The sequence below is a fragment of the Pedomonas mirosovicensis genome (assembly GCF_022569295.1).
Taxonomy (GTDB): domain Bacteria; phylum Pseudomonadota; class Alphaproteobacteria; order Sphingomonadales; family Sphingomonadaceae; genus Pedomonas; species Pedomonas mirosovicensis.
In genome coordinates, this window is record NZ_JAKFIA010000001.1 from 1180715 (window position 1) to 1205525 (window position 24811).

The 24811-nt window shown below is 65.4% G+C and carries 23 protein-coding genes, 1 tRNA gene and 2 pseudogenes; 13 read left to right on the forward strand and 13 right to left on the reverse strand.

Features of this window, described 5'->3' with window-relative positions; genetic code table 11:
• Nucleotides 1-109: 109 nt before the first annotated feature.
• Complete coding sequence (locus L0C21_RS05600; RefSeq protein ID WP_259277419.1) at nucleotides 110-538, forward strand: DUF423 domain-containing protein; 429 nt, start codon at nucleotides 110-112, stop codon at nucleotides 536-538.
• A gap of 87 nt (nucleotides 539-625) precedes the next feature.
• On the opposite strand, the gene L0C21_RS05605 is transcribed toward L0C21_RS05600, so the two are convergent.
• Both L0C21_RS05605 and rpsU read right to left on the reverse strand, forming a co-directional pair.
• A complete protein-coding gene (locus tag L0C21_RS05605; RefSeq protein WP_259277420.1) occupies nucleotides 626-1156 on the reverse strand; it encodes an FKBP-type peptidyl-prolyl cis-trans isomerase in 531 nt (176 codons plus the stop codon).
• 82 nt (nucleotides 1157-1238) lie between these two features.
• Nucleotides 1239-1448, reverse strand: a complete 210-nt coding sequence (rpsU, locus tag L0C21_RS05610; RefSeq protein ID WP_259277421.1) for a 30S ribosomal protein S21 — start codon at nucleotides 1446-1448, stop codon at nucleotides 1239-1241.
• Between the two features lie 154 nt (nucleotides 1449-1602).
• On the opposite strand from rpsU, the gene L0C21_RS05615 reads away from it, so the two are divergent.
• The 10 genes from L0C21_RS05615 (at nucleotide 1603) to L0C21_RS05660 (ending at nucleotide 12517) form a co-directional block, all read left to right on the forward strand.
• Nucleotides 1603-2352: a COQ9 family protein gene (locus tag L0C21_RS05615; protein ID WP_310593355.1), complete on the forward strand. Its 750-nt coding sequence runs from the start codon at nucleotides 1603-1605 to the stop codon at nucleotides 2350-2352.
• 71 nt (nucleotides 2353-2423) lie between these two features.
• On the forward strand, nucleotides 2424-2699 hold the full coding sequence (locus L0C21_RS05620; RefSeq protein WP_259277422.1) for a FeoA family protein: 276 nt from the start codon (nucleotides 2424-2426) through the stop codon (nucleotides 2697-2699).
• Nucleotides 2696-4546, forward strand: coding sequence for a ferrous iron transporter B (gene feoB / locus L0C21_RS05625; RefSeq protein ID WP_259277423.1), 1851 nt, complete (start codon nucleotides 2696-2698; stop codon nucleotides 4544-4546). The genes L0C21_RS05620 and feoB overlap by 4 nt, the downstream gene beginning before the upstream one ends.
• 144 nt (nucleotides 4547-4690) lie before the next feature.
• Nucleotides 4691-5233: a single-stranded DNA-binding protein gene (gene ssb, locus L0C21_RS05630; RefSeq protein ID WP_259277424.1), complete on the forward strand. Its 543-nt coding sequence runs from the start codon at nucleotides 4691-4693 to the stop codon at nucleotides 5231-5233.
• 195 nt (nucleotides 5234-5428) lie between these two features.
• A complete protein-coding gene (locus L0C21_RS05635) occupies nucleotides 5429-6322 on the forward strand; it encodes a hypothetical protein (RefSeq protein WP_259277425.1) in 894 nt (297 codons plus the stop codon).
• Between the two features lie 128 nt (nucleotides 6323-6450).
• On the forward strand, nucleotides 6451-8418 hold the full coding sequence (locus L0C21_RS05640) for a hybrid sensor histidine kinase/response regulator (RefSeq protein WP_259277426.1): 1968 nt from the start codon (nucleotides 6451-6453) through the stop codon (nucleotides 8416-8418).
• Between the two features lie 267 nt (nucleotides 8419-8685).
• A complete protein-coding gene (locus L0C21_RS05645) occupies nucleotides 8686-9789 on the forward strand; it encodes a S8 family serine peptidase (protein ID WP_259277427.1) in 1104 nt (367 codons plus the stop codon).
• A 112-nt stretch (nucleotides 9790-9901) separates the two neighbouring features.
• Nucleotides 9902-11293 (forward strand): DUF4139 domain-containing protein, encoded by a 1392-nt coding sequence (locus tag L0C21_RS05650; RefSeq protein ID WP_259277428.1) that lies wholly within the window; start codon nucleotides 9902-9904, stop codon nucleotides 11291-11293.
• A 154-nt stretch (nucleotides 11294-11447) separates the two neighbouring features.
• A tRNA-Pro gene (locus tag L0C21_RS05655) sits at nucleotides 11448-11525 on the forward strand.
• Between the two features lie 161 nt (nucleotides 11526-11686).
• The gene (locus tag L0C21_RS05660) at nucleotides 11687-12517 is read left to right on the forward strand and encodes an acyl-CoA thioesterase (RefSeq protein ID WP_259277429.1); all 831 of its coding nucleotides are present in this window, start codon (nucleotides 11687-11689) and stop codon (nucleotides 12515-12517) included.
• Here L0C21_RS05660 and L0C21_RS05665 read toward each other — a convergent pair.
• The 6 genes and pseudogenes from L0C21_RS05665 to sseA all read right to left on the reverse strand — a co-directional run bounded on the left by L0C21_RS05665 (nucleotide 12483) and on the right by sseA (nucleotide 18413).
• The gene (locus L0C21_RS05665) at nucleotides 12483-12821 is read right to left on the reverse strand and encodes a DUF1622 domain-containing protein (RefSeq protein ID WP_259277430.1); all 339 of its coding nucleotides are present in this window, start codon (nucleotides 12819-12821) and stop codon (nucleotides 12483-12485) included. The genes L0C21_RS05660 and L0C21_RS05665 overlap by 35 nt on opposite strands.
• Nucleotides 12822-12849: 28 nt before the next feature.
• Entirely contained in the window at nucleotides 12850-13254 is a 405-nt protein-coding gene (locus L0C21_RS05670; protein ID WP_259277431.1) for a DUF1622 domain-containing protein, read from the reverse strand.
• Nucleotides 13255-13299: 45 nt separating this feature from the next.
• On the reverse strand, nucleotides 13300-14523 hold the full coding sequence (locus tag L0C21_RS05675; RefSeq protein WP_259277432.1) for a zinc-dependent alcohol dehydrogenase: 1224 nt from the start codon (nucleotides 14521-14523) through the stop codon (nucleotides 13300-13302).
• A 263-nt stretch (nucleotides 14524-14786) separates the two neighbouring features.
• Nucleotides 14787-16193 carry a serine hydrolase domain-containing protein gene (locus L0C21_RS05680; RefSeq protein ID WP_259277433.1) on the reverse strand — a complete coding sequence of 469 codons (1407 nt, stop codon included), beginning with the start codon at nucleotides 16191-16193 and terminating at the stop codon, nucleotides 14787-14789.
• Between the two features lie 136 nt (nucleotides 16194-16329).
• Nucleotides 16330-17541 (reverse strand): cystathionine beta-lyase, encoded by a 1212-nt coding sequence (gene metC / locus L0C21_RS05685; protein WP_259277434.1) that lies wholly within the window; start codon nucleotides 17539-17541, stop codon nucleotides 16330-16332.
• 18 nt (nucleotides 17542-17559) lie between these two features.
• Nucleotides 17560-18413 (reverse strand): annotated as a pseudogene (gene sseA / locus L0C21_RS05690) (3-mercaptopyruvate sulfurtransferase).
• A 238-nt stretch (nucleotides 18414-18651) separates the two neighbouring features.
• On the opposite strand from sseA, the gene queF reads away from it, so the two are divergent.
• Nucleotides 18652-19110 carry a preQ(1) synthase gene (gene queF, locus L0C21_RS05695; protein ID WP_259277435.1) on the forward strand — a complete coding sequence of 153 codons (459 nt, stop codon included), beginning with the start codon at nucleotides 18652-18654 and terminating at the stop codon, nucleotides 19108-19110.
• An 85-nt stretch (nucleotides 19111-19195) separates the two neighbouring features.
• Here queF and L0C21_RS05700 read toward each other — a convergent pair whose 3' ends face one another.
• The 5 genes and pseudogenes from L0C21_RS05700 to L0C21_RS05720 form a co-directional block, all read right to left on the reverse strand.
• Nucleotides 19196-19624, reverse strand: coding sequence for a hypothetical protein (locus tag L0C21_RS05700; protein ID WP_259277436.1), 429 nt, complete (start codon nucleotides 19622-19624; stop codon nucleotides 19196-19198).
• Between the two features lie 546 nt (nucleotides 19625-20170).
• A complete protein-coding gene (gene queE / locus L0C21_RS05705) occupies nucleotides 20171-20803 on the reverse strand; it encodes a 7-carboxy-7-deazaguanine synthase (protein WP_259277437.1) in 633 nt (210 codons plus the stop codon).
• Nucleotides 20804-20829: 26 nt separating this feature from the next.
• Nucleotides 20830-21529 (reverse strand): annotated as a pseudogene (queC, locus tag L0C21_RS05710) (7-cyano-7-deazaguanine synthase QueC).
• Between the two features lie 81 nt (nucleotides 21530-21610).
• Nucleotides 21611-22969, reverse strand: a complete 1359-nt coding sequence (locus L0C21_RS05715; RefSeq protein ID WP_259277438.1) for a hypothetical protein — start codon at nucleotides 22967-22969, stop codon at nucleotides 21611-21613.
• 261 nt (nucleotides 22970-23230) lie between these two features.
• Nucleotides 23231-23482 (reverse strand): hypothetical protein, encoded by a 252-nt coding sequence (locus tag L0C21_RS05720; RefSeq protein WP_259277439.1) that lies wholly within the window; start codon nucleotides 23480-23482, stop codon nucleotides 23231-23233.
• Between the two features lie 356 nt (nucleotides 23483-23838).
• Here L0C21_RS05720 and gcvA point away from each other — a divergent pair, with 356 nt between their 5' ends.
• Nucleotides 23839-24747 carry a transcriptional regulator GcvA gene (gene gcvA, locus L0C21_RS05725; protein ID WP_259277440.1) on the forward strand — a complete coding sequence of 303 codons (909 nt, stop codon included), beginning with the start codon at nucleotides 23839-23841 and terminating at the stop codon, nucleotides 24745-24747.
• The last annotated feature ends 64 nt before the right edge of the window (nucleotides 24748-24811 follow it).

A 24811-nucleotide genomic window follows, 5' to 3' on the forward strand; every position in this document is an offset into this window, starting at 1 on the left:
CGTGCGCTTTTTCTGCCTGGCGTGCAGCAATGCCGCAGGGGGAAGCCAGGGATGCCGGCGGCCCCTATGGTGGGTGGATGACGTAACGGCTCGGGAAAGGGAACAAGGGATGGCCGGGGAAGGGGACGAACGGCAGACGCGCGACTTTGGCGACGGCGCGGTGGGCCTGACCGTGGGCTCCCGCCTGCTGGTGGCGGTGGGAGCAGTGGAAGGCGCGGCGGGCGTGGCGCTGGCGGCGGTTGCGGCCCATGCGGTGCCCTCCGAAGCGCTGGGCAATGCCGCCACCCTGCTGATGGTCCATGCAGGCGTGGTGGTGGCGCTGGCGCTGCTGGCCGGCCACATCGGGCGGCGGGCGTGGATGCTGCGGCTGCCGGCGGCGGTGATCGCGCTGGGCGCGGGCCTGTTCGGCGCGGCGGTCGCGGTGCGGGTGCTGGCGGCCCCGGATGCGCTCGGCGGCGTTGCGCCTGTCGGGGGCACGCTCACCATTCTTGGCTGGCTGGCCTTGCTGACGCCTGCGCTGTTCGCAGGGCGGCGGTAGAGGGGAAAGACTCGTTCCAAAAGGAAAAGGAGCGGAAAGCCAGGCCTTCCGCTCCCTTGAACTGTCTTGGGCTGCTTGCCCTGCCGCTTACTGCTGCGGCGCGCCCTGCTCCGGGCCGGCCGGCGGGAATTGGGCGCCTTCGGGCATGCTCTGGAACGCCAGCAGCTCGACCTCGAACACCAGCACGGCGTCGGGCGGGATGATGCCGCCGCCAGCGCCTTCGGGGCCGTAGGCGAGATCAGAGGGAACGACGAGTCGGTACTTGCCGCCCTGCTGCATCTGCTGCAGGCCTTCGTTCCAGCCGGGAATCAGATCGCCGATGCGGAACATGGCGGGCTGGTTGCGGTCGTAGCTCGAGTCGAACACGGTGCCATCCTGCAGCGTGCCGCGATAGTGGACGATAACCACATCGCCCGCGCTCGGCTTGGGGCCGTTGCCTTCCCGCAGGGTTTCAATCTGCAGGCCAGAGGGCAGGGTCGTGACGCCTTCCTTCTTGGCGTTCTGCTCCAGAAACTCGCGGCTGGCTGCCTGGCTCTTCAGGCTCTGCGGCAAACCGACCTGCGACACCGCCACGGCGCCGATGACCAACACACCCAGAACAATGGCCAAACGCGCCATGATCCTAACTCCCTGAAAAACAAAAGCGGCAGGAAAACGAAAGCCGCCCCGAAGGGCGGCTCAGCCGTTCTGCGAACGCGGCTTACCGGGAAGCCCCGTCGCGCTCCTGGCGCTTGCGCTCCAGCTTGCGGGCGCGGCGGACAGCGGCAGCACGTTCGCGGGCGCGCTTCTCCGAGGGCTTCTCGTAGTGGCGCCGAAGCTTCATTTCCCGATAGACGCCTTCACGCTGGAGCTTCTTCTTCAGAGCGCGCAGGGCCTGATCGACGTTGTTGTCGCGAACGATAATCTGCATAGAGGGCCGTCTCTCTCCAATCCGATCCTGTTCACCGAAGACACCCGTCTGCGGCGCGAGGGGCCTCCCTAACAGAAGCCGCCCGCGCTGTGAAGAGCGGAATCCACACAATAATGCTTTCCGTCGCGTTTGAGTTGCGGGATATACTGCCGCCATGATCGAATCCATCGACGAACTGACGCTTGAGGAACTCCGCCCCGTTCTGGTGGAAGCCCTGCTCAATCATGTTCCCTTTGATGGCTGGACGGAGGCGGCGCTTGCCCATGCGGCCGCTGATCTCGGCATTCCGGCCAGCCGGGCCCGGCTGGCGTTTCCGGGCGGCGTCATCGATATGGTGGATGCCTATGCCGCCTGGGCCGACGCGCGGCTGGCGGCGCAGCTCGACACCTTGAACCTCGGTGCGATGAAGATTCGCGAGCGCATCCGCACGGCGGTGCGCGTGCGGCTGGAGCAGGCCGCGCCTCACCGCGAGGCGGTGCGCCGGGCCGTCGCCGTGCTGGCGATGCCGCAGAATGCCGCGTGCTCGGCCAGGATTTTGTGGCGGACGGCCGATACCATGTGGCGCGCGGCCGGCGATACGGCGACGGATTACAACTACTATACCAAGAGGATCACGCTGGGCGGGGTCTACTCCTCGACGCTGCTGGTCTGGCTGGACGACCAGAGCGATGGCCTTGCGGATACCTGGAGCTTCCTCGACCGGCGCATCGATGGCGTGATGCGGTTCGAGAAAACCAAGGCGCGGGTAATGTCGCTCGCCGCCAACCGCCCGGAGTCTCACCCGCTTCCTCGGCCGCCTGCGCTACCCGGCCACCTGAACGAGAGCTGCCGGTTCGCTGTCGCCCTGGCCGCTTTGGCCGGGATGGGCAGGGAGTGCGGCAACTTGCCCGCGCAGGATACGTAGCGGGACTCGACGCTTCCTTCTCAATCTGATAGTGCTTCTCAAATGCGTATTTCGGCCGGGAAACCAACGTCATGTCCGAGCAGGTAACACTTGGCTCATTGCCGCCAGGCACGCGCGCCCGCATCGTCTCCATCGATGCCGAGGCCGATCGCCAGGGTCTGCATCTGCGCCTCTATGAAATGGGCTTCGACGAAGGCGTTGAGGTGGAAGTGCTGCATAGGGGGCCCATTGGCGGCGATCCGATCGCCGTGCAGGTGGGCGGCATGATCGTGGCCATGCGCCGGGCCGAGGCCGGTCTGGTGCGGGTGGCATCGGGCGCGGCCCTGCTGCGCGAGGCCGCCGAATGACGACGGCAACTGTTGCGGTTGTCGGCAACCCCAATGCCGGCAAGACCTCCCTGTTCAATGCGCTGACCGGCGCGCGCCAGAAGGTGGGCAACTATCCGGGCGTGACCGTGGAGCGTAAGGCCGCCCGCCTCACGCTGGCGGATGGCCGCCACGTGGAAATGGTGGATCTGCCGGGGGCCTACAGCCTCAACCCGCGCAGCCCCGATGAAGAGGTGACGCGCCGGGTGCTCCTCGGCACGCAGGAGGGCGAGGGCAAGCCCTCGGCCCTGGTGTGCGTGGTGGATGCGACCAACCTGCGGAATCACCTGCGCTTCGTGCTGGAGTTGAAGCGGCTGGGCCTGCCCATGGTGGTGGCGCTCAACATGATCGACCTGGCCGAGCGCGACGGCATTAAGATCGACGTGGCGCGGCTGCAGGAGTTGCTCGGCCTGCCGGTGGTGACGACCGTCGCCGTGCGGCGGCGCGGGCTTGATGCGCTGCTGGCTCAGCTGCCGGGGCTGATCGACACCGCGGCGGCAACCGCGACGGCCCTGCCGCCGGCGGACGTGCGCGCGCTCCAGAGCGAGGCGCGGACCATCTCCGGGCAGGCGGTGGTCTCCGAGGGGCAGGGGCGCAGGATCACCCGCTCCATCGACCGGGTGGTGCTGCATCCGGTGGCCGGGCCGCTGATTCTCGCCGCCATCCTGTTCCTCATGTTCCAGGCGGTGTTCGCCTGGGCCGAGGCGCCGATGTCGTGGATCGAGGGCGTCTTCGCCATGCTGAGCACCAGCGTGGCGAACCTGCTGCCGGAGGGGTGGCTGCGCTCGCTCATCAACGATGGCGTGATCGCCGGCGTGGGCAGCGTCGTCGTGTTCCTGCCGCAGATCCTTATTCTCTTCGCCTTCATCCTGGTGCTGGAGCAGTCCGGCTACATGACGCGCGCCGCCTTCCTGATGGACCGGGTGATGGCGCGGGTGGGGCTGAACGGCCGGGCGTTCATTCCGCTGCTGTCGTCCTTCGCCTGCGCGGTGCCGGGCATCATGGCGACCCGCAGCATCGACAACCCGCGCGACCGGCTGACCACCATCCTCATCGCGCCGCTGATGACCTGCTCGGCCCGCCTGCCGGTCTACACCATCATCATCGCCGCCTTCATTCCGGACCGGGCGGTGTGGGGCGGCATCGGCCTGCAGGGTCTGGTGCTGTTCATCCTCTATGTGGTCGGCGCGCTGAGCGCGCTGGGCGTCGCCTGGGTGCTTCGCAGCTCGGTGGTGCGGGGCGCATCGCAGACCTTCCTCATCGAGATGCCCAAATATCAGCTGCCGGCGCTGCGCGACATGGCCATCGGCCTGTGGCAGCGGGCGGTGGCGTTCCTCAAGCGGGCCGGCACCATCATTCTGATCTCGACCGTCGTGCTGTGGTTCCTCGCCACCTTCCCGGCCCCGCCGGCGGGGGCGACGGACCCGGCCATCGACTACTCCATCATCGGCTACATCAGCCAGGGGCTGGAGGTCATCTTCGCGCCCATCGGCTTCAACCGCGAGATCGCGCTGGCGCTGCTGCCGGGCATGGCCGCGCGCGAGGTGGCGGTGAGCGCGCTGGGCACCGTCTATGCGTTGCAGGGCAGCGAGGACGCGATGACCCTGTCGCTGGTGGAGACGCTGCGCTCGGCCTGGCCGCTGCCGACGGCGCTGGCCTTCCTCGCCTGGTACGTGTTCGCGCCCCAGTGCCTCTCGACGCTCGCCGTGGTGCGGCGCGAGACCAACGGCTGGAAGTGGACGCTGTTCATGTTCGGCTATCTTTTCGCCCTGGCCTACGTGGCCTCGGGGCTCACCTACTGGATCTCCCGCGCGCTGCTTGGCGCATAGGCGGGAAGCCTTTTGGAACCGGCCTCAGGAACCGCGCCAAGGGCACCCCTCGGCGCGGTTTCGCTATCGACGCTGTGGTAATTGGTGGCAGGGCTGCTATGCTCCGCGCCCAAGATTTAAGACAGGAACGGAAACGGAAGCAGCATGGCGGGAAGCGTCAATAAGGTAATTCTGATCGGCAATCTGGGGCGCGACCCGGAAGTGCGCTCGCTCAACGACGGCAACAAGGTGGTCAACCTGCGGATCGCCACCTCCGAGACGTGGCGCGACCGCGCGACCGGCGAGCGCAAGGAACGCACCGAATGGCATAGCGTGGTGATCTTCAACGAAAACCTGGCGAAAGTGGCCGAGAGCTACCTCCGCAAGGGCTCGAAGATCTACGTCGAGGGCCAGCTGCAGACCCGCAAGTGGACCGACCAGCAGGGCCAGGAGCGCTATACGACCGAAATCGTGCTGCAGCGCTATCGCGGCGAGCTGACCATTCTCGACAGCCGGGGTGGCGAAGGCGGTGGTGGCGGCTTCGGCGGTTCGTCGGGCGGCGGCTATGGCGGTGGCGACTACGGTGACGACAATGGCGGCTTTGGCGGCGGCAGCCGGGGCGGCTCGTCAGGCGGCGGCAGCCGCGGCGGCTTTGGCGGCGGGCGGCCGGCCCAGAGCGACGACCTGGACGACGATATTCCGTTCTAAGGAGCGGACGCGAGAGAGTTTGCGGAAGGAGGCACCCAGGCGGTGCCTCTTTTCGTTTGGCGGGGGTTGTCAGGCAGGCCGAGGGCCTCCAAGCGGCGCCGGCCAGGCTTGACATCAAGCTGATAAGCATTCCCCTTGTCGTGGGCAGCGGACTTCCGGGGGAATATGACTTTACGTGGCCTTTGGCTTTGCACGGTGCTTGCCGCATCTTCGATTGCACCGGCGATGGCGCAGGGCGTGCCCTTTCCATGCGCTGAGCTCGACAGGGGCGAACCGCGCATCTTCTCCGACCTGGCAGCCAATTCGGCCGAGCGCGTCGAAATGCCGGTGGCCGTACGCAGAGGAGCCATACTGGCCCGGCAGGAGCGCCTCTTCCTTAGCGAGTGGATGACGGTGGCCGACACGGCGCTCGCCACCGCAAGCGGTACAACATCTCCAATCCTGTTTCGGCCCTACCGCATAGCCGGGGCAAAGCGCTTCTGCACGATGACGCAGCGGGATGACATTTTTGGCCCGCCTCCGGCCGCTGGCAATTACCTGCTGAAATGTCTTGTGGATGCGGATGGCGACGGCCAGTTTGAGGCGTTCCGCCGCCATGGCGAACTTGTGTCCTACAATCTCAGGACAGGGGAGCGTGGCAGCCCGAGCGGCATTGTGCAGCAAGATCAGCCATTGCAGGCGCCTTTCGCACTTGTGCCAACGTCCATGCCGAAAACACCCATGATGGGGTTCGAGCCGCGGCTGCAGTCACGCCTCGATATCATAAAGATGGACAAGGCCGAGATTACGCTCCGGTGGCGCACTCAAGTCTCGACGGAGCCCGGCAAGGCCAAATTCCGGGGTGGGGGCTTCGAGGAACGGCACGTCATGCCGCTTCAGGATGGTGCGCGAGCAGCGCTTGGCGAATACACCGTTGAACTGCACCAGACGGGCAGGAAATGGACAGCAACCGCTTCTCCAGACGAACAACAGGCGGAATACCGCGTCTGCGACGGAAGTGTTCTCCAGGCTGGTGGCCTCTTCTGGATCGTCTCGGCGCTCCACTTGGCCTCGTATGATCCCGATAAGTCAAACAAACCCGTGCAGTAACCCGAAAGCCAATGGTCTGCGCGACACAGCCGGCCGCAAGAAAAGGCGACGGCGGGGAACCAATTGCCAGGCTGGCGGTTAAAGTTCCTTACGGTGTATGTAAAATCGAGTTCGAGGTGACTGGGCGCATGGCCGGCGTGGAGCGCTTGGAAGAAGCCACGGAGGAGGAACGGTTTCGTCTCCTCATCAACGCGGTGACAGACTACGCTATCTACATGCTGGACACCAACGGCGTGGTGGTCAGCTGGAACCCCGGTGCCGAACGCTTCAAGGGGTACACGGCCGAGGACATCATCGGCCAGCACTTCTCCCGCTTCTATACGGAAGAGGATCGCGCCACCGGTCTGCCGGAACGGGCGCTGTGGATGGCGGACAAGAAAGGACGGTTCGAGGCGGAGGGCTGGCGTGTCCGCAAGGATGGCACCCGGTTCTGGGCGCATGTTATCGTCGATCCGATCCGCAACACGTCCGGCAAGCTGCTCGGCTACGCCAAGATCACCCGCGACCTGAGCGAGCATAAGCAAACCCAGGAGGCGCTGCGCCAGAGCGAGGAACGCTTCCGCCTGCTGGTGCAGGGCGTCACCGACTATGCCATCTACATGCTCGACAGGGACGGGTATGTGACCAACTGGAACTCGGGGGCCGAGCGTATCAAGGGGTATGCGCCGGACGAGATCATCGGCCAGCATTTCTCCCGCTTCTACACCGAGGAAGATCGCGCGGCCGGCCTGCCGGCCCATGGCCTGGCGACGGCGGCGCGCGAGGGACGGTTCGAGAGGGAGGGCTGGCGCGTCCGCAAGGACGGCACCCGGTTCTGGGCGCATGTCATCATCGACGCCATTCGCGATGATAACGGCGAACTGGTGGGCTTTGCCAAAATCACGCGGGACGTCACCGAGCGCCGGGAAGCCCAGAAGGCGCTGGAGAAGGCGCGCGAGGCCTTCTTCCAGGCGCAGAAGATGGAGGCCATCGGCAAGCTGACCGGCGGCGTTGCCCACGACTTCAACAATCTGCTCGCCGCCATCCTCGGCAGCCTGGATCTGGCCCGCAAGCGCCTGCCCGCGGATTCCGATGTGCTGCGCTTTATCGACAATGCGATCATGGCCGCCGAGCGGGGCGCCACGCTGACGCAGCGGATGCTCGCCTTTGCCCGCCGGCAGGAGCTGAAGCTGGAAGCGGTCGATCTCTCCGCGCTGGTGCATGGCATGGCGGACCTGCTGCAACGCACGCTGGGCAGCAATATAACGGTCGAGGCCCGCTTTCCGCTGATGCTGGCGCGGGTGTTGACCGACCCCATGCAGCTGGAGCTGGCCTTGCTCAACCTGGCGGTCAATGCCCGTGATGCCATGCCTGGGGGCGGCCGGATCACCATTAGCGCCAGGGAAGGGCAGCTGCCCGCAGACGGCGGTGAAAGCCAGGACGGACGGTTTGTCTGCCTTGCCGTTGCCGACGAAGGCGAGGGCATGGACGAGCAGACGCTGGCGCAGGCGATCGAGCCGTTCTTCACCACCAAGGGCATCGGCAAGGGCACGGGGCTTGGCCTGCCCATGGTGCACGGTCTTGCCGAACAGTGCGGCGGGCGTCTGGTGCTGAAGAGCCGCAAGGGCGAGGGCACCACGGCCGAGCTGTGGCTGCCGGTTGCCAAGGTTGAGACCAGCGCCGATCCTGAAGACGCCAGCGCGGCCGGGCAGGTTCCCCGTGGCGGGCGCGCGCTGACCGTTCTTGCCGTGGATGATGACAACCTGGTGCTCGCCTATACGGCGGCGCTGTTGCAGGATCTGGGGCACCAGGTGCTGGAAGCCACATCGGCCAAGGAGGCGCTGGGCATCTTGGAGCGGAACGCGGTCGACCTTGTCATCACCGACTATCTGATGCCGGAGACAAAGGGCACCGAACTGCTGACCGAGGTGCAGAAGAACTGGCCGGGCACCTTGGTTATGATCGCCACCGGCTATGCGGAACTGCAGCCGAACGAGGCCCCTGGGGTTCCCCGGCTGCACAAGCCGTTCCGCCAGGAACAGCTGGCCAAGGCGATCGATGACGCCATGGCCCATCGCCCCGCAACCGCCCAGGTCCTGAAGTTCGGCAGCCGATAAGGGCCCGCCGGAGCCGGACGGACCTTGCGACGAATGCGCGCAAATGGCCGCGTTTCGCCTTGTTATCCTTGAGGTTCGCGCTGCGGCAACGTAGCACTCCGCCGGCCGGCCTCACGGGCCGCGCAGTCTGCCCCCCAACGATCGCGTCGTCGGCCTCGCGGGCATCCCGGCTTTTTTTCGGGCGCCACAGGCGCGGGCGGCGGCCACAGTGACAGGATTTTTACCGTGCCCCTGCGCTCCGGCGTTCATGGGTGCGCGGCGTGGCCAATGTTCCGGCCGCGTCTTTGCGTACGCCAGCTTGTCGTTCCTTTTCTCGTCCTCCTCCTTGCCCTCTCTGCCGCCAGAGCACGCGCGGCGGATGCTCCGGCGCAAACGGCCAGCCTGCCGCCGGGGGAGGATGCGGTCATCGTCGTCACCGGCCGGTTGGATTCCAGCCACCGGGCGGAGCTGCGGCGCAACTGGGGTATCGCGGCCATCAAGGCGGATACCGCCTATGCAGCAGGCGCGAGCGGCCGGGGCGTTCAGGTCGCCATCGTCGATACCGGCGTGGACGCCGCAACGCCGGACGTGAAACGCGTCGTCTCGCCCCGCTCGATCGACCTGTTCACTCATCGTCAGGACGGGGAGGCGCGCCGCCATGGCGCCAACATCGCGGCGATGCTGGCCGCGGCGCAGGACGGGGCCGGGCTCGTGGGCGTCGCCCCCGGCGTGACGGTGCTTTCGGTACGCGCCGACCTGGACCAGCCCTGCTGGCACGGCGAATGCAAGCTCAGCGGGCCGGACGTGGCGCGGGGCATCGATTACGCGCTCGATCAGGGCGCGCGGGTCATCATCCTATCGCTGGCCGGGCTGGAGCCCTTGCCGTCTCTAAAGCCCGCGTTCCGCCGCGCCGCGCAAACCGGGGCGGTGCTGGTAATCGCCGCCGGCAACCGGGGCACGGCCGAGCCCACCTGGCCCGCCCGCTATGCGGAGGAGCCGGACCTGAGGGATGCGATCCTGGTGGTTGGGGCGGCCACGCGAGAAGGCGAGCTGGCCATCTATTCCAACCGCGCCGGGCAGGCGATGAACCGGTACATCGCCGCGCCGGGGCACAAGGTCAGCATTAATTGCAGCCGCAAGCACTGCAGCAAGGGCTCGGGCACGTCGTTCGCCACCGCCTATGCCGCCGGGGCCGTCGCCCTGCTGCTGGATGCCTTCCCCCGGCTGGACGCCCAGCAGGCCGCCCGCATCCTGCTCGACAGCGCGCAGGACAAGGACGCGCCTGGGGTGGACGCTGTGAGCGGCCATGGCCACATGGATGTGGCGCGGGCCTTTGCCCAGGCGCGGGCCATGACGCAGCGTGAGATTGCCTCGAACGTTCCGACAAGCTGAGGCCCGGCTCAGGATGGCGTGACGGGGCTGATAAACAAATATAATAATTTCAGTTCACTGGCGGTTCATTTGGGGGCGGCCAGGGTGCTGGGGTGTTTAAAGAGGAGTGCTCATGAAAAGGGTTCTGCATGCGGCGGCATCGATGGTTGCGTTGGCTGGCCTGGGTGCGCCTGCGCTTGCGGCAGATGGGGCTGGGCTGACCATCTACAACGGCGGGTTCGGCATGGTGCGGGAGACTCGCACCGTCGATCTGCCGCAGGGCGCCGGCACGGTGACGCTGACCGGCCTGCCCGCCGAGATGCGGCCCGAGACGGTGGCGATCCGCGCCGATGGCGTGAGCGTGCTGGAGGCCAGCTTCCTGCCCGAGACCCTGACGCCGAACGAGCTTGCCGAACGGTTCGTGGGCAAGACCGTAACGCTGGTGCGGGTAAACCCGGCAACCGGCGCGGAGACGCGCGAGCCGGTTGAGGTGCTGGCCGTCAACGACGGGCTGGTGATCCGCAACCACGGCCAGATCGAGACCGTGCGGCCAGACGGCACCTTTACGCGCATCGCCTATAACAGCGTGCCGGAAGGGCTGGCGGCCGAGCCGACCCTGACGCTCAAGGTCAACAGCCGGGCGGGGGGCGCAAAGCCGGTGGGTCTCTCTTACCTCGCCAACGGCCTCGGCTGGCGGGCGGATTACGTGGGCACCTACGACGAAGCGCGGGGCGTGCTCTCCCTGCAAGGCTGGGCGACGCTGGAGAACGGCACCACCGTCGACTTCCGCGATGCCCGCGTGCAGCTGATGGCGGGCGACGTGAATGTGGAGCGCCGCTATGCGCGGCCGATGGCCATGGCCAAGGCGGCCGATGCCATGTCCAGGGCAGAGTTCGAACCAGCGCAGGAAAGCGTTGGCGATTACCACCTCTACACCCTGCCGCAGCCGGTGACCCTGCTGCGCGGGCAGACCAAGCAGGTAAGCCTGGTCTCCTCCGCCGCCGTGAAGGCGCAGCGCAGCTATCGCTTTGAGCTGTGGGGACCGCAGAGCTTCGAGCAGCCGCAGAACGTGGAAGTGCGGGTGGCGTTCGACAACACCAAGGGCAATGGCCTTGGCAAGCCGCTGCCGATGGGCACGGTGCGCTTCTACGGGCAGGACAAGGCGGGCAACAGCCAGTTCCTCGGCGAGGCGGGCATCCCGCACACGCCCGAGGGCGGCGAGGCGGATCTCACCATGGGCAAGGCCTTCGACGTGACGGTGAAGCCCACGGTGCTCAGCCAGCAGGTGCTCAACCGGGGCGAGGGGCCGCGCCATGTGGAATGGGCCATGGCCTATGAGGTGAAGAACGCGAAGGATCAGGCCGTCACGGTCGATCTGCGCCAGAGCGGCCTCGGCGGCGAATGGGAAGTCACCGAGGAAAGCCAGAAGCACGAGCGGCTGGATGCGGACACCGCCCGCTGGCTCGTCAAGGTGCCCGCAAAGGGCGCGGTGACCGTGAAGGCCACGGTGCGCCAGCGCGGATAAGCATAGACGTGGCTGGGGAGGGGGCTTGCTTTCCCCTCCTCGCCGGCAGCCGGAAAAAATTTAGCGGTTGAGGCATTACAGTTCAGCTTATTGTTCTTGCATCGCCTCGCGGATTGGCGCTATAGACGCGCCACCCAAGGCGGCGGCCTCCTGACGGGGAGTAGCTCAGCCTGGTAGAGCACTGTGTTCGGGACGCAGGGGCCGGAGGTTCAGAATCCTCTCTCCCCGACCATCACGGTGAGGCTGCCGAACTTGGGACACGAACGGGCGGTCAGCTCCCAGCTGGCCGCCCGTTTTCGTTTGGCCGGACCCATGGACGCAGCGCGGCTGTTTGCCTGTGGCGAGTCGACCGGTTATGTTGCAGCGCAATATGGCAAGGAGCGTTGTGTCAGCATGAGCGAAGCACCGTTTTTCGACCTGAAGGCGACTCACAACCCGCACCGCTGGTATCTGCCGGTGGAAATGGCGCTGTGCGTCGGCCGTCCGGGCCAGCAGTTCCTCTACGGCGGGGCGGGCCTCGCGGCGTCCATCCGGGCGCTGGAAGGCACCACCGGCCGCCCGACCATCTGGGCGACCGCCCAGTATCTCGATTATGCGCGCCCCGGCACCATCGTTGATCTGGACGTGCTCGTGCCGGTCTCCGGCCACTACACCAGCCAGGCGCGGGTGGTGGGCCACGTGCGCGACAAGGAGATCATCACGGTCAACGCGGCGCTGGGCTCGCGGCCGAGCTCGCTCTCCCACCAGTGGGCGAAGGTGCCGGATGTGCCCAGGCCGGAGGACTGCGAGCCGCTCGCCTACATCTGGGAGCGCGACCCCGGCGACCTCTACAGCTACTTCGACGTGCGGGTGGTGAAAGGCCGCCATGCCATCGTGAAGGGGCAGACCGGCGAGGTGAGCAAGGACGGCAACGTGGTGCTGTGGATTCGCCCCGCCAAGGGCCAGCCGGTCGACTCGGCGCTGCTGGCGATGGCGGCGGACTTCGTGCCGCTGGCGGTGGGCGATGCCATCGGCCGCGCCGTGATGGCCAACAGCCTCGACAACACCATCCGCTTCCGCTGCGTGGTGCCGACCGAATGGGTGCTGTGCGACATCCGCATCCACAGCGTGCACGGCGGTTTCGCCCACGGCCGCATGCACCTGTTCGCCGAGGACGGTACGCTGATGGCAACGGCCAGCCAGTCCGTCATCATCCGCCTGGCGGAGGACCGCTGGGGGAAATAACCTTGGCGTGAGGCGGGGCGGGCGGGCTTGCCTCGCCCCGCTCCAGCTGGCGCTCCTCCCACCTGAGAACCTGCTTCAATATTGTTCGCAGCAGAAGGATGCTGGCGGTCATGCCGATGCCCTGCCAGTCCCTCGTGATGAGCAGGCGCAACAGCGTGGCGGCCACGGTCAGGGAGAGGCCGGCCAACATGCCGTGCAGCAGGATGATGCGGCTGCGGTCCACGGGCTGACCGCGCAGGACAGCGATCAGGGCGCGCACCACGGCGAGAAGCACCGCGGCGACGGCCCCGGCAGTGAATACCATGGCGCCGAACTTGATTGCGACCAGGAGGCTAGGCGCCATTGGCGGAAGCGGGCGCGCGGGCAGCCCGACGCTCGGCGGCCTTGGTCTCGGCCTGCTCGATTTCCCGTTGCAGGAAGAAGTTCAGCGCCGTCCTCAGCATGATAATGGCGGCAAGCTGGCCGATCTCGTTCCAGGTGGGCGCAACGGTGGTCCGCAGGATGTCCGCTGCCAGGGCAAATTCCAGCGACAGGGCGAGCCAGCGGCCGAATTTCAGCCGGATGACCTCGCGCGGATCCCTGCCGTCGGACGACAGGGGGTGCATTTTCAGCACGTGGCGGAAAAAGGAATAGATAGCATAGCCGGTGGCCTCCACCGCTGCGAGGCCGATGACAAGGGCGGCCGCCGCCTCGGTGCCCACGGCAAGCCACAGTATAACCTGGTCAAACTGGTCCATGGCGAAGGGAACGTAAGCGGCGAGGGAGGGTTGCCGGGCGTATCCTCAGGCGATCAACGTGCCCGGTTGCAGCTCCACCTTGATCCAGCCGGTGCGGCGGGCATCGAAGGCCTTGTAGGCGTCGATGGCGGATTCCAGCGGCACGGCGTGGGTAAGGATGGCGGTGGGGTCGATGGCCTTGCCGCGCACCAGCTCGATAAGGTGCGGGATGTAGCGCCGGTGGTTGCAGTTGCCCATGTTGATGGCGAGGTTCTTGTTCATCGCCTCGCCGATGGGAAACACCCGCGCCTGGGGCGGGTAGACGCCGATGATGGAGAGTGTGCCCGCCTTGGCCAGCGCCTCGACCGCCCATTCAAGCGCCTGGCTGGGGCCGTCGCCCGGAATCCAGTTGCCGTTGGCCGGCGCGATGCGGGGCGCGAGGGCGCGCAGTTCGCGGTCGAACTCCTCGGCGCGCTCCTGCGACCGCTCCGCGGCCGGGCCGTGATGGGCGCGGCAGGAATCAACGCCTACCGCATCGATGGCGCGATCAACGCCAATGCCGTTGGTCAGCTCCAAAAGCACCTCGACCGGGTTTTCCTGCTCGTAGTTGATGACTTCCGCTCCCTGGCGGCGGGCCATGGCGAGGCGATCCTGATGACAGTCGATGGCGAAGACGCGGCCCGCATCCATCAACTTGGCGCTGGCGATGGCGAATTGGCCCACCGGCCCGCAGCCGAACACGGCCACCGTGTCGCCCTTGGAAATCTCCGCCAGCTTGGCCCCGAACCAGCCGGTGGGAAAGATGTCGGAAAGCAGGATGGCCTGATCGTCCGTAATGTCATCCGGCAGCTTCACCAGCCCGGTGTGGGCGAAGGGAATGCGCGCCTTCTCCGCTTGTAGGCCGGGATAGCTGCCTGTTGATTCCGGGCCGCCGAAAAAGGCCGTGCCCGCCCGCTTGCCTTCGGGGTTCGCTATGTCGCACTGGGCGAAGTAGCCAGCGCGGCAATAGGAGCACGCGCCGCAGGCGATGGTGGAGGGGATGACCACCCGGTCGCCCACCTCAAGGTTCCGCACGTTCGGACCCAGCTCTTCGACCACCCCGACGCCCTCGTGGCCCAGAATAGTGCCCGGCTTCATGCCGCTGACCGTGCCGCGAATGAAATGCAGGTCCGTCCCGCAAATGGCGGAGGCGGTCAGGCGCACAATCGCATCGGTGGTGTCCTGAAGGGTGGGATTGGGCACCTCCTCGATCCGAATGTCGCCAACCCCATGAAAGACAACCGCCTTCATCACCGCCTCCGCCGCTTGAATCCCGAAAATGCGAAAAAGCCCCGGCGCGGAAAAAAGAATGCGTCGGAGGTTGCCGGGTCAACGTGGGGCGGCGGCGGAGGTTGCGTGAGGGGTGTGATCGAGATTGGTGCGGAGAGAAGGTTTTTGCTCCGCAGGGGGAAGTTTTGCTCCGCAGGGCAGGGGACGCAGTCCCCCGCACCCCGGTTATTTAAAGGGCCGTGTTTCGGGCGTGCGCCTGACGGAGGGGGAAGGTGGAAATGCTCTTATTTCGTCAGCCCGAAAATGCGGTAGTGCCAGGCGAAGTAAAGGCGGTTGCAGGCCATGTCGCGGGTCGCATTACAAATGAATATGGTGTCGTTTTCGGGATAATACTGCGCCGCCACATCCATGCCGTAGGAATTGCCGCCATGGCCCCAGTGCGAATGCTCGCCGGGGTCGACGATGAAGCCGAGGCCATACCACGGCGTATCGCCCGGCGTCGTCGCCTGCCGGAGCAGCTCGGGCGACAACAGCTTGCCTGCCTTTAAGGCGCGGAAGAATTTGAGCATATCGTTCGCGCTCGCCACGCCGCCCCCGGCGGGTGTTCCGCGCCACGGCAGCACGTCCACGTTGGAGACGAGTTCGGGCTCCGCGCCGAAGAATGTGGTGTAGCCGATTGCAACGCCCTGCAAATGGTCCAGATCGGGAAAACCCGCGTTGGCCATGCCCGCAGGCGTGAAGACATGCCGCTCGATATAATTATAGTAGCTCTCGCCGCTCACGCGCTCGACCACTGCGCCGAGCAGCAGGAAGCCGTAGTTCGAATAGTCCGTTTTGCTCCCCGGCGGGAAGGGCGGCGCGCGCGAACCATTCAGTTCGATGATGTCCGCAATGGTTTTGACCCGCGCCCGATTGGCCCCATCGTCGCGCGCGAGAATGCCCATGCCGCCCGTGCCGCCCCGGTGCTGGAGCAGCTGGCGGATCGTCACCTTCGCCATGTCCTTGTTGGGATAGTCGGGGAGGTAGCGCCCGAACGGGGCGTCCAGATCGACCTTGCCTTGCTCGACCAACTGCAACACCGCAACGGCGGTGAACATCTTGCCGACGGAGGCCAGGAACATCGGCGTGTCGGCGGTGATCGGCGCTTGCCCTGTCTTGTCGAGAGAGCCCCACCCCCGGCTCCACACCTCCCCATCGCCATGCGCCACCAGCAGCGAGCCGGCAAACTTGTCGCGTGCCGCCAGCCGGTCCGCCGTTCCCGCCATCGCATTGATCCCGCCCTGGTTTGAGAGCGCGAATGCCTTGAGGCTGAACGTCTTCGGCTTCGCATCATCAGGCTTGGCGTATTCGATCGTCAGGCGTTGCAGCGCCGGATAACACCGCTCGACGAGGAGGACGCTCATGGCCAGAGCGGTTTGCGACTCCACCCGCGCGATATCAAATCCGCAGGTATCTTCTGCCGTGTCGAGCGCGAATGCGGGTTCGGGGTCGTCCAGATACGTGCCGTAGAACGCCTTGATCGCTGCCTTGTCGCCGGAATTGAAGGCGGTGAGCCATTCCCGGAACACCATTCCGGAGGGGCCCTGCGGCGCTGCGGCTTCGGGGCTTGTCGGTTCATTGCTTGCCTGAGCGGGGTTTTCCGAGGAGAGGCCGACAAGCAGCGCGAGGCTGGCAATGAGCGAAAGTGGCATCCGAAACCCATCCGGCCGTTGGCATGACTAATACAAATAGCCTATTCGCCAGCGGCAGGAAGGTCGAGCAAAAACCGAATCAGCTTGAAACGGTGGCTCACCCCGCCACAGCCCGAAAAGCCCTTAAGAAACTCCCTCACGCCACCGGATTTTCCGCCGTGGCGGCGGCGTAGCGCTCCAGCCCCTGGGCGAGGTCGTTGATGAGGTCCTGCGGGTCTTCGAGGCCGATGTGGAGGCGCAGCATGGGGTGGTTGGTGTGCCAGCGGGTGGCGGTGCGGATGCTTGCCGGGTTGATGGGCAGGATGAGGCTTTCATAGCCGCCCCAGGAGAAGCCCATCTTGAAGTGATGCATGTGGTCGACCATCGCCGCGAGGTCGGCGCGCTGGCCCCGGTTCAGCACCACGGCGAAGAGGCCGGTTGCGCCCTTGAAGTCGCGCTTCCACAGCTCATGGCCGGGGCAGCCGGGCAGGGCGGGGTGGATGACGCGCTCCACCAGCGGGTGCTCGGCCAGCCACTGGGCGACACGCAAGCCGCTGGCGTGATGGCGTTCCAGCCGCACGTCGAGGGTGCGAAGGCCGCGCAGGGCGAGCATGGCGTCGTCCGGCCCGACGCAGTGGCCGAGGCGGGCGGTGGCGGCCTTGAGCGGGCCGAGCCACTGTTCGTTGGCGGTGACGGCGCCCATCATCAGATCCGAGTGGCCGCCCACGTACTTGGTGAGGGACTGGGCGCACATGTCCACGCCCAGCGGCAGGCTCGGCTGGTAGAGGGAGGTGGCCCAGGTGTTGTCGAGGATGACCGCCGCGCCGTGGGCGTGGGCGACTTCGGCGATGGCGGGCAGATCCTGCACCTCGAAGGTGAGGGAGCCGGGGGATTCGGTGAACACCGCCCGGGTGTTGGGGCGGATGAGCTCCGCGATGCCAGCACCGATGGTGGGGTCGTAGTAGGTGGTCTCAACGCCGAGCGGGGCCAGCATCTTGTCGCAGAAGGCGCGGGTGGGCTCGTAAACGCTGTCCACCATCAGGATATGCTCGCCGCCGCCCTTGAGCGTGGCAAACAGTGCGGTCGAGATGGCGGCGACGCCCGAGGGGAACAGCTTGGTGCCCGCAGCGCCCGGCTCGAGCCGGGTGAGCGCTTCTTCCAGCGCCCAGGTGGTCGGCGTGCCGTGGCGGCCATAGAACAGGCCCCCGCCGGGGTTACGCAGGGCAGCATCGAACGCGGCGAGCGTCGGGAAGACGCAGGTGGAGGCGTGGTAAACCGGCGGGTTCACCACGCCGTGGGTCCATTCCGGGCGGCGTCCGCCCTCGATGACCTGAGTTGCGGTTCGGTGTGCTGCCGTCTTGTCCGTCATTCTCTCATGCGCCTGTTACTACCGGCCTGTTACTGGGGGCCAGTTACTGCGGGGGGTGTCGGGCTGACTGCCCCACTCGGTCCACGACCCGTCATAGAGCGCAACCTTGTCATGGCCAAGTAGGTGCAGCCCGAAGGTGAGCACCGCCGCCGTGACGCCCGAGCCGCAGGTGGTGACGACCGGGCGGCCGAGATCAACCCCCGCCTGCTCGAAGGCGGCGCGCAAGTCCTCGCCGCGCTTGAAGGTGCCGTCCTCATTGAGCAGCTGCTTGAAGGGCAGGTTGCGCGCCCCCGGCATGTGCCCGGCGCGCAGGCCCGGCCGGGGCTCGGGTTCGCTGCCCGCAAAGCGGCTGGCGGCGCGGGCGTCCAGCACCTGCTCGGCCTTTGTCGTCAGGTTGGCCTTCATCTGCTCCAGCGTGCGGACGGCGGCCTTGTCCATCCATGGCGTGTAGTGGCGATGGCGCACCACCGGCTTGCCGGATTCGAGGGGGCGGCCCTCCGCCTTCCACTTCTGGAAGCCGCCATCCAGAATCGCCACCCGGTGCGAGCCGAACACCCGCAACATCCACCACACGCGGGCGGAGGAGCGCAGGTCCGAATTGTCGTAGACGACGATGCGGCTGCCATCGCCCAGCCCCAGCGCCTGCACGCGGCTGGCGAACTTTTCGGGGAGGGCAGCATGTGGGGCAGGGGGCTGGCGGTGTCGGCGATCTCGTCGATGTCGAAGAACACCGCGCCGGGGATGTGCGCCTGCTCGAACTCGGCGCGGGGGTCGCGGTTCTCGGTCGGCAGATGCCAGCTGGCGTCCACGATCCGCAGGTCGTCCGCGCCAAGCTCGCTCGTCAGCCATTCGGTGCTCACCAAAGAGTCCATGCCGGGTCTCCTCATGCCGTGCCTTGATGCCGTATCGGTTCCGTGCCGCCTGCCCCCGCAAGCCCGCGAGGGAGCAGCCCCACTATGCATACAGGGTTTTCAGTCCGCACGAACGCGAATTAAGGTCGGACATTCGACAGCAGTGACTTCACATTTTTACATCGTTGACAAGGGGCATCCCGGCGCACCGCCAGCGCAGGCATTTGACCCGGCCCGCGCGGGGGATTAATCGAAGGCCATGACGACATCTCTCGAAAACACCCAGCTCGGCAAGCAGACCCCGCTGCCCACCTCGCCTGAGGACGCGCAGCTGGACTATGTGCCCAACCCCCGGCAGGGCCGCAACTATCTGGTGCGCTTCACCTGCCCGGAATTCACCTCCCTGTGCCCGGTGACCGGCCAGCCGGACTTCGCCCACCTCGTCATCGACTACATCCCCGACGAGACCATCGTGGAAAGCAAGTCCCTCAAGCTGTTCCTCCACAGCTTCCGTAACCACCGCGCCTTCCACGAAGATTGCACCGTCGGCATCGCCGAACGCCTCGCCGCCGAAATGAAGCCCAAATGGCTCCGCATCGGCGGCTACTGGTACCCCCGCGGCGGCATCCCCATCGACGTGTTCTGGCAAACCGGACCCGCCCCCGCCGACGTGTGGGTGCCCGAACAGGGCGTCCCCGGCTATCGCGGCCGGGGTTAACCCTCGCGGGGTTTGTTTTATTTCAGGTTTGATTTTTGCAGGGGACTCGGTCCCCTGCACCCCGGCGTTTTTAGGCTGGTCCAAGCTAGAGTGTTTTAACTTCCCAATAGTGATTGCGGAGGTACTCTCCGAGCCTCTCATACTGATCTTTTCCAGCCTCGCGATACGCTTGTATCACGTCATCTTCTTTGGTGTTATAAACACCATCGGATTTTGCTTGCCAGTCTAACTGGTAATTGAAAACGACTTCGCAAATGCGATTGGCAAAGGCTTCGATCTGTTTGAAAACATCTGGTCTTAGATAAATGGAATTTCGCAGAACAGAACGTCTAAATTCTTGCGCTGCAAAGTGGGTGTCAGATAGAGATTTTGCCCAGATTGCATTGGCATAATAAGTGCTGCGCTCGTATTTTCCCTTTTGCCGAAGTTCATCCTTTTGCCAGTCTTGCAAATCGCAATTAGAAATGAACGATTCGAGCTGAGCGTCTCCCATATTGGTAAGATCAGCACTCATTTTGAATCTTGCTATTAAAGACATTATGGCAGAATGAGCTTCGTTAGCCTTCTCCCAAATTTCAGGGAGGACTTCGAATTCGCGTTGATTTAGCCTCGCGCTGCGGTCTAAAAAGGCCCGCGATTTTATATCGGAGCCGTTCAACTTCTGCTTGGTGATCGTGCCTTAGTGTTTCGAGCTGTGCTGCGAAGCGATGCTCCAGCTATTTCGTTGCAAATAGCTTCAGCGCGACAAGGGAAATCGAGACATTTGTCGCTATGCTCAAAACTATGGTTGGCCAATCAGGTGCCATTGTCCCCTCGTGTAGCATGAAAGTAACGATCGAAAGTGACGCATGGATATTATTTTTATTTATTATATGTGGGGATCAATAGGTCTAGGGCAATAAGATCAATTCTATTTATAAAAATAGCCGTACATTAGGTGTGAAAGCCGGGCGGCCGGGTCCGGCGCAGCCCAGAAAACGAAAGGGAGGTGCAGGAGGGTTAAGACCCTCCTGCAAATGAAAACCCTAAAAAATCAAAATTCTAAAAACCCAGAAATCCCTCAGGGAATCCCGATCAGCTTGTGCGTTTGCAGGGACAGCCGCCAGCGGGGGTGTTCCAGACAATAGTCCGTGGCGGCCTGGGTGTTGGCGATCCGGTCCGGGCCGTCCATGGGCTGGAGGAAGAAGTGCTCGAAGGCGAGGTGCTCGAATTGGGCGGGATCGCCGTTTTCCTGCGGGTAGACCAGCTTGAGTTCGTTGCCTTTGCTGACGATCATCTCTGAGCCGAGCTTGGGGCTGACGCACACCCAATCGATGCCTTCGGGCACGGGTTGCGTGCCGTTGGTCTCGATGGCGATGGCGAAGCCGCGGGCATGGAGGGCGTCGATGAGGGGCGCGTCCAGCTGGAGGAGCGGTTCGCCGCCGGTGCAGACGACGTAGCGGTGCGGCAGGGTGGGTCCCCATGCGGTCTCGACGGCATCCACCAGTGCTTCGGGGCTCGCGAACTTGCCGCCGCCGGGGCCGTCCGTCCCCACAAAGTCCGTGTCGCAGAACTGGCAGATGGCTTTAGCGCGATCTTCCTCCCGGCCGGTCCATAGGTTGCAGCCCGAAAAGCGCACGAAGACGGCCCGGCGGCCGGTATGCGCGCCTTCACCTTGCAGGGTGAGGAACAGCTCTTTTACGGAGTAAGTCATTTGTTTGTTTGCCTCCGCAAACGGGCTCAGACCGGCTCGCAGGCGTATTTGGTCGGGTCGGGCACGCCTGCTTCCGTGAAGCCCTTGCGGCGCAGCTTGCAGCTGTCGCAGTGGCCGCAGTGCAGCCCTTCGGGGGTGGGGTCGTAGCAGCTCCAGGTGAGGCCGTAGTCCATGCCCAGCGCGAGGCCGGTCTTGATGGTGTCGGCCTTGGTCATCTCGATGAGCGGCGTGTGGATGGTCAGCTTCCAGTCCCCCTCGACGCCGCGCTTGGTGGCTTGCAGCGCCATGGCCTCGAAGGCGTGGATGAAGGCGGGGCGGCAGTCGGGGTAGCCGGAGTAGTCCAGCGCGTTGACGCCGATGAAGATATCCTCCGCGCCGACGACTTCCGCCCAGCCGAGCGCGAGGCTGAGGAACACGGTGTTGCGGGCGGGCACGTAGGTGATGGGGATGTCGTCCGCCATCGCGGCCTCGTCGCGGTCCTTCGGCACGTCGAAGTGGCCGGTGAGCGCCGAGCCGCCGAAGGCGGAGAGGTTGACCGGCAGCTCCACGTGGCCTTTTGCGCCGAACACCTGCGCCAGGGTGCGGGCGCAGTCCAGCTCCACCCGGTGGCGCTGGTTGTAGTCGATGGTCAGCGCGTAGATGTCGTAGCCTTCGCTTTTGGCGATGGCGGCACAGGTGGCCAGAATCCAGGCCACCGCTCAGCAATACAACGGCAGATTTGGTCATGGCACTTCCTATGGGCCCTGCGCGCCGGCGGGGCAAGGGGGGGCGTCCCGGCAAGAGAGGTTGGGGACCGGTTGGGAGGAGCTAGTCGTTCGGCAGGCTGATCTCGTCGAGCGTGAGCCGATAGGGTGGCGGCACCTTGTCGAACGGGCGCTGGACGGCATCGCCGCTCAGGAAGTCGAACCCGGCATTGGCGGCGGTGATGACCGCCTGCGGCATGACGATGCCGTGGACAAAGGGGCGCATCCGATGCTTGCGCGCCGCCTCGACGAACTGCGGCCCCGTGCCCGCAAGTCGGCTGAGCATCCCGAGGCGGCGGGCATCGAAGCCCACGGCGGCATAGCCCGCCTCCTTCAGGTTGTGGACGGCGGCGGGGGAAGGCGGCAGCAGCGCCCAGGCGGCGCGGCAGTAGGTGCGCAGCCAGTGCCGAATTTCAAAGGCGGTGTGGGCCGGGAAGCCCTCCGCGAAGCCGCCGACCTCGAGGATGAGGTGGCGGACGGCGAAGCGGGGCAACCCCGCGCACAGCGCCAGATATTCCCGCCGGGCCTCGCTGTTGATGAGGGTCGTGTAATGCACCTGGCAGACGAGCACGGCGGGGGAGCGGTTGCGCCCCAGGAGCAGGGCCGCGGCCTGCACCCGCGCCAGGGTGGCGAGGTCGAAATCGTAAACGTCGCGCGGCGCCGAGGAGCGGCGGAGCATGTCGTGGCCGTAAACCCTCTTCATGGGCCCGCCGATCAGGCACATGCGGGCATAGTAGGAGGTGACGGCGTTGAGGCCGGGTGTCCACAACGGCGCATAGGACAGATAGGTGTGGCTCGCGGGCTCGGGCGCCGTCGGTTGCAGCGCGGCCGGTGTGGGATCGGGCTCGATCACCAGAAGCGGAGCCGGAGCCGGGGCCGGCGTTGGAGCCGGCGTTGGAGATGCGGCCGCTCCGGCTGGCGGCGGAGCGGGGCCTCCCGCGGCCGCTCCCTTTTGCAGGGCGGCGGCTTCCAGCGCGGCCTTTTCGAATTGCTGGGCCAGAAGCGTGTCCAGATCGGCCACGTTTTCCACCTGGTTGGTTTCCAGGTTGATCGTGAGGAGGGATACGTCGAGCTTGCCCTCCGCCTCGCCCACGCCGAAGAGCTGCTGCCAGATCTCCTCGGCGAGGAGGTGAGCCTTCACCTGCGCCTCCTCGACGGAAAGCTCGGCGAAGATCACGAGGTAGACCAGTTCCTGATGGCGGCGGAACACGTCGCGGGGCGAGAGGCGGCGGCGGAACGTGCCCTCGATGATCTGGGGAATGCGGTCCCGCATCTGGGGCCAGCGATCGCCCAGCCGCTCCTCGACGGCCTTGAAGCCGAGGATCTGGAGCCTTCCGACGGCCAACTGGCCGTGCGCGTGGGCAAGGGATTTCAGCTGTTCGGCGAAGTCCTCAGCATTATGCGTCTCGCTTGGTCCCGCCATTGCGTTGGGTGCGGCGCTGCCGGACGCATCTTCCTGTTTTTCCTGCTTGAAGAGCAGAGAGCGGAGGCGCTGACCAATGGTACTAAAATCGGGAGGTCCCATACGGGCTCAATCTGGAGTCGATCCGACCGGAAGGCCGGGAGAGGAGGTCTAGCCTGACAACGCCCAAGTCACATCCAGGTTCGGAAAGTCTAGAGATTCAAAATTAATAAATAGTTAAGGCATGGGGCGTTCGCGAAGGCGCGCCGGCAACAGGCCCGCTCAGGCGGAGATATCCAGAACCAGGCCCTTGTTCTTGCCCGCCAGGCTGCTGGTCTGGGCAAAGCGCGACAACAGCCGCCGCTGCGCGTGTTCGCCCGAATCAGCGTCCGTATCGGTCAGCGGCAGCACCGTCCGAAAGCGGTTCGGCTGGGCAGCGGCGGAAGGGCCGTCCTGCCGGGAAAGCGCGGGCCGGTATGGCGCGGGAAGGGCGGGCGTGACCAGTATGGCTCTGTGCTCCTCAACGAGTTCCATAAATCGTTAAGCAATGAGCGGGCCAAATGGATTTTAATGGCGGAAAAGCGCCAAAAACAAGGTTAATTCATCGGGAGAAATGCCTGGGAGTGTAAAGCCTGCCGACAGAATGAAGGGGGAGCGGACCGCCTGGAACGGGGGAAGTGACCAGGCGGCCCGCAGTTCTTCTTTTCAGAAGGCACCTTCAAGGGAGTAAGATGCTGATAGCAAAATAGCGCGGCTACGCTGAATGGCGTCTGAACGGGCCGGCGGGGGGAGGGACGCTTCGCCCGGCTTGGTTTCCTTCAGGGCGACGCTGCGTTTTCCCGCGCAAAAAGAGTTGAACAGAGGGGCGGAAAAGCCCTAACCCAAGGGATATGAAGCGTACCCATTTGCCGCTCAATGCCCTGCGCGTCTTCGATGCCGCAGCCCGTCACCTGTCCTTTACCAAGGCGGCGGACGAGCTCGCGGTCACGCCGGCTGCCGTGGGGCAGCACATCCGCGCGCTGGAAGACCTGCTTGGCGTCATCCTGTTCAAGCGGCTGGGCCGCAACCTGGCGCTGACGCCGGAGGCCGAGCGCGCGCTGCCGCCGCTGCGCGACGGCTTCCTCAAGTTCGAGGAAGCGGTGCGGACGCTTCAAGCGGCGCAGACCTCCAAGTCGCTCACCATCAGCGTGCCGCCATCGTTCGCGGCCAAGTGGCTGGTGCCGCGCATCGAGCGGTTCGCCGAAAGCCACCCGGACATGCAGGTGCGGATTTTCGCCGCCATGCAGCTGGTGGACTTCAATCAGGAGAACATCGATCTCGCCATCCGCTTCGGGCGCGGCGACTACCCGGAGCTGATGGTCGAGAAGCTGCTGGACGAGCATGTGTATCCGGCCTGCGCGCCCTCGCTGCTGGAGCGCTTCCCGATCAAGACGGCAGCGGACCTCATCAACCTGCCGCTCATCCACGATGAATCCGCCGACGTGGACGATGGGTGCCCCACCTGGGCCATGTGGCTGAAGGCGGCGGGCGTCGACCACCCGGACCCGGAGCGCGGCATCCACTTCAACCAGTCGTCGCTGGCCATCGAGGCGGCGACGGCGGGCAAGGGCGTGGTGCTGGCCAAGGCGGCCATCGCCGCGGCCGACATCGAGGCCGGGCGGCTGGTGCGCCTGTTCGACAGCGCCCATGCGGTCGAGTTCGGCTACTATCTGGTGGCCCCCGAGCCCCAGTGGCGGCAGAAGAAGGTGCAGACCTTCATCAACTGGGTGAAGGCGGAAGCCGCCAAGCATCAGGCCTGAGGGCTTTTCGAGACGCACGAACATAAAGAAAGACCTTAAGGGGCGTCTCGGACCTCCTTAAAAT